Consider the following 3,540-nt stretch of genomic DNA (forward strand, 5'->3'; position numbering starts at 1 on the left):
TCCGCTCGGTCAGCATCGACCTGATCTACGGGCTGCCCAAGCAGAACGTGATGTCGATGTCGCGCACGCTGGCCAAGGTCATCGCCGCCAGCCCGGACCGCATCGCCGTCTACAACTATGCGCACATGCCGGCACTGTTCAAGACCCAGCGCCAGATCAAGGAAGAAGACCTGCCCAGCGCCGACAGCAAGCTGGACATGCTCTCGCTGTGCATCCGCCAGCTGACCGGCGCCGGTTACGTCTACATCGGCATGGATCACTTCGCCAAGCCGACCGACGACTTGGCCATCGCCCAGCAGCAGGGGCGCCTGCATCGGAACTTCCAGGGCTACTCCACCCATTCCGAGACCGACCTGGTCGCCTGCGGCGTCTCGGCCATCAGCGCCGTGGGCGGCAGCTACAGCCAGAATGAAAAGACCCTGGACGGCTATTACGCCCGTCTGGAAAATTCCACGCTGCCCATCGCCCGCGGCATCCAGCTGGGCATGGACGACGTGCTGCGCCGTTTGATCATCCAGCGGCTGATGTGCAATTTCGAGCTGTCGATCAATTCGCTGGAGATCGCCTATCCCATCGTCTTCCGCGAATACTTCGCACCGGAGATGGAAAAACTGAAGCAACTGGAAGAGGACGGCCTCATCAATATCGAACCCGAATGGATCACGGTCGAGCCCAAGGGCCGTCTGCTGATTCGCAACATCTGCATGGTGTTCGACCGCTACCTGACCCAGGACCGCGAAAAAGCCGCAAGCCAGAACAAGGACACACCACAGCGTTATTCGCAGACCGTGTGAGCGGGGCGCGTCGATGAACCTGCTGCCGATCTTCCTGGTAGGCCTGATGGGCAGCGTCCATTGCATCGGCATGTGCGGGGGCATCATCGGTGCGCTCAGTTCAGCCGCGCCGCCGCGCGCCCCGGCCGTCGCCGCCCCGGCGCTGGCCATGGCCGCAGCGCCGGGGCGTGCGGCGCATCGCATCATTCCCCTTCATGTCGCCGGCTCCGCCCAGATCCAGGCCTTCGGGCAGGATCTGGTGCGCGTGCTGGGCTACAACCTCGGTCGCCTGTCCAGCTACGCGCTGGCCGGCGCGCTGGCCGGTGGTATCGCCGCCGGACTGTTGCGCGGTGCCGATGTGCTGGGCTGGCTGGCACCGGCGCAGACGGTGGCCTACGTCATCACCAATCTTGTCCTGATCCTGCTGGGGCTGTACCTCACCCAGTGGTGGAGCGCCCTGTCCCGCATGGAGCAATGGGGTAGCGGTCTTTGGTCCCGACTGCGTCCCCATGCAGCGCGGCTGGTCCCAGTGGATACGCCGGTCAAGGCGCTGCTGCTGGGCAGCCTGTGGGGCTGGCTGCCGTGCGGGATGGTCTACAGTGCCTTGCTCACCGCCCTCATGGCCGGCAGCGCCGTGCAAGGGGCGCTGACCATGCTGGCCTTCGGGGCTGGCACCTTGCCGGTGCTGCTGGTGGCCGGCATGTCCGGTGCACGCTTGCGCCAGTTGGCTGCGCGCCCTTGGGTGCGGCGCAGCGCCGGCGTGATCGTCTTGGCCTTCGGGTTGTTGGGTTTGCTGCGTGCCGCCGAGATTGGCGGCCTGGGCATTGCGCGCGGCTGGATCGACGTGTTCTGCGTTAGCCCGGTGCACGGAGGATGAGCATGCACGACGACGGGAGTGATGCGGCGAACCTGTGTTTCCATTGCGGCCAGCCTGTGCCAGCGGGGGAGTCCTGGACGCTGGACATCGGTGGGCTCAACCGGACCCTGTGCTGCGTGGGCTGCCAGAGCGTGGCCCGGCTCATCGTCGAGAGCGGATGTGAAGATTTCTACCTGCGGCGGACCGTTCCCTCTGCCCGCATCGATCCAGAACACTTGCTGCCGCCAGAGCTGGCCCTGGTGGATCTGCCCGTGCAGACCGCCGAAGGTGAAGTTTCTGACGCAGGGGACCACGCGCAGGAACTGGTGCTTTCCATCGATGGCTTGCGCTGCGCCGCCTGCGTCTGGCTGATCGAGAAATACCTGGCCCGTCTGCCCGGTATCGACATGGCCGAACTCAACGTGGCCAGTGCGCGCCTGCATATCCGCCGCGATCCTGCGCGCTGTTCTACTTCCACCATCCTGCGCGGCCTGCATGGCCTGGGCTATACGGCCTATCCCTTCGATCCGCTGCGCCAGGGCGAGCAGGCGCGCCGCGCCGGCCGTCGCCTGTTCCGCCAGTTGTTCATCGCCGGGCTGTCGATGATGCAGGTGATGATGTATGCCATCCCGGTCTACATGACGCATGAAGGCATCGATCCCGACATGATGGCGCTGATGCGCTGGGCCAGTCTGTTCCTGACCATTCCGGCGGTGTTCTATTCGGCCTTGCCGTTCTTTACCGGTGCCTGGGCGGGGCTGCGGGCGCGTGCGCCCGGGATGGACCTGCCGGTGGCCATCGGCATTGCTGCGGCCTTCACTGGCAGCGCCATCGCGACGTGGCGCGGCGAGGGTGAGATCTGGTTCGACAGCGTGAGCATGTTCATCTTCCTGCTGCTGGCCAGCCGCTATCTTGAGACTGCCGCGCGGCGCAAATCGGCGGCAGCGCTGGAGCGCATGCAACAGGCTTTCCCGGCGTCGGCGCTGGTACTGCGCGGGTATCCGCTGCAACGTGAGACGACGCTGGTGGCCGCCAGCCAATTGCAGGCCGGTGACGTGATCCTGGCCCGCCCCGGTGACACCATCGCCGCCGATGCCTGCCTGCTCGAAGGCGTGGCTGAACTGGACCTGGCGCTGCTGTCAGGCGAAAGCCGTCCGCAAGCCTTCCAGCCCGGCCAGGAAGCGCCGGGCGGCGCGGTCAACCTGAGCCAGCCGGTGCTGCTCCGGGTCGTACGCACCACGCGCGACAGCACGCTCGCGTCCATCACCCGTCTGGCGGAGCAGGCCGGACAGGGCAAGCCGGCACTGGCGCAGTGGGCCGACATCGTGGCCTCGCGTTTCGTGGTGGCCTTGCTGCTGCTGGCGGCGATCACTTTCATTGCCTGGCATCTGATCGATCCGGCGCGCGCCTGGGCTACCGCGATTGCGGTGCTGGTGGTGTCCTGCCCTTGCGCGCTGTCGCTGGCGACGCCATCGGCCCTGGCTGCCGCCACCGACCGCCTGCTGCGCGAAGGCACGCTGGTCGTGCGCGGCAACGTGCTGGAAACCTTGCAGCGTGCCGATACCATCCTCTTCGACAAGACCGGCACACTCACGCAAGGCCGGCCGCAGATGACGGCGCTGTGGAGTTGCATTCCCCAGGCGCAGGCCCTGTCGGTAGCCGCTGCCATGGAGCGCGGCAGTCTGCATCCTCTGGCCAAGGCGCTGGTGGAGGAGGCCGCGCGTCGTGGCAGTGCCGCTTGCGACGTCGCCGAACTCGGCTCCGTCACGGGCGCGGGCATGCACTGTCTCATCGACGGTGTTCCGTATCGCCTGGGCGCGCGCCGCTTCGTGGCCGAGATCGCAGGAGAATCCATGCCTGCCGAACTGAACCAGCCCGCTGCGGCAGCGGCCGGTTCGGTCTACCTGGGCA

The 3,540-nt window shown here is 66.5% G+C and carries 3 protein-coding genes; all 3 read left to right on the forward strand.

Annotated features, from left to right (window positions below):
- On the forward strand, positions 1–794 hold a 794-nt coding region (gene hemN / locus B3873_RS15620; protein WP_286867186.1), incomplete at its 5' end, for an oxygen-independent coproporphyrinogen III oxidase.
- A 13-nt stretch (positions 795–807) separates the two neighbouring features.
- Entirely contained in the window at positions 808–1,650 is an 843-nt protein-coding gene (locus tag B3873_RS15625) for a sulfite exporter TauE/SafE family protein (RefSeq protein ID WP_286867188.1), read from the forward strand.
- Between the two features lie 2 nt (positions 1,651–1,652).
- Positions 1,653–3,540, forward strand: a 1,888-nt coding sequence (locus B3873_RS15630) for a heavy metal translocating P-type ATPase (protein WP_286867190.1), incomplete at its 3' end; no start/stop codon positions are given.

Origin of the sequence: Herbaspirillum sp. UBA812 (genome assembly GCF_002296545.1) — a bacterium.
GTDB lineage: Bacteria > Pseudomonadota > Gammaproteobacteria > Burkholderiales > Burkholderiaceae_D > Herbaspirillum > Herbaspirillum huttiense.

What these genes read in the sequence shown, in the direction of transcription:
- B3873_RS15625 (WP_286867188.1), top strand. Translation starts at nt 808, where the DNA reads ATGAACCTGCTGCCGATCTTCCTGGTAGGCCTGATGGGCAGCGTCCAT.